This window comes from Azoarcus taiwanensis, assembly GCF_012910885.1.
Classification (GTDB): Bacteria; Pseudomonadota; Gammaproteobacteria; order Burkholderiales; family Rhodocyclaceae; genus Azoarcus_F; species Azoarcus_F taiwanensis.
In genome coordinates, this window is the sequence record NZ_WTVM01000321.1 from 1 (window position 1) to 386 (window position 386).

1 protein-coding gene is annotated in these 386 nt (G+C 60.1%); it reads left to right on the forward strand.

Annotated elements, in window-relative coordinates:
• Positions 1-10: 10 nt before the first annotated feature.
• On the forward strand, positions 11-386 hold a 376-nt coding region (locus tag GPA21_RS20540; protein WP_168989882.1), incomplete at its 3' end, for an MFS transporter.

Consider the following 386-nt stretch of genomic DNA (forward strand, 5'->3'; position numbering starts at 1 on the left):
CCACACTGCAATGACACCGCGCCAGCGGCTGACCGTGTTGGCAACGGGGCTGGGCATCTTCATGGTGTTCGTGGACGTCAACATCGTCAATGTCGCATTGCCCAGCATCCAAAAGGTGTTTCACACGGGCGAACAAGGTCTGCAGTGGGCGGTCGCCGGGTACAGCCTGGGCATGGCGGCCGTGCTGATGAGTTGCGCCCTGCTGGGCGATCGCTACGGTCGCAGGCGCAGTTTTGTGTTCGGGGTCACGCTCTTCGTCGTGAGCTCTATTGTCTGTGTGCTACCGGTCAGCCTGGCAGTTTTCACGGTCGCACGAGTGATCCAAGGTTTAGGAGCGGCGTTCATCTCAGTGCTCTCGCTGGCCTTGCTAAGCCACTCCTTTCCCA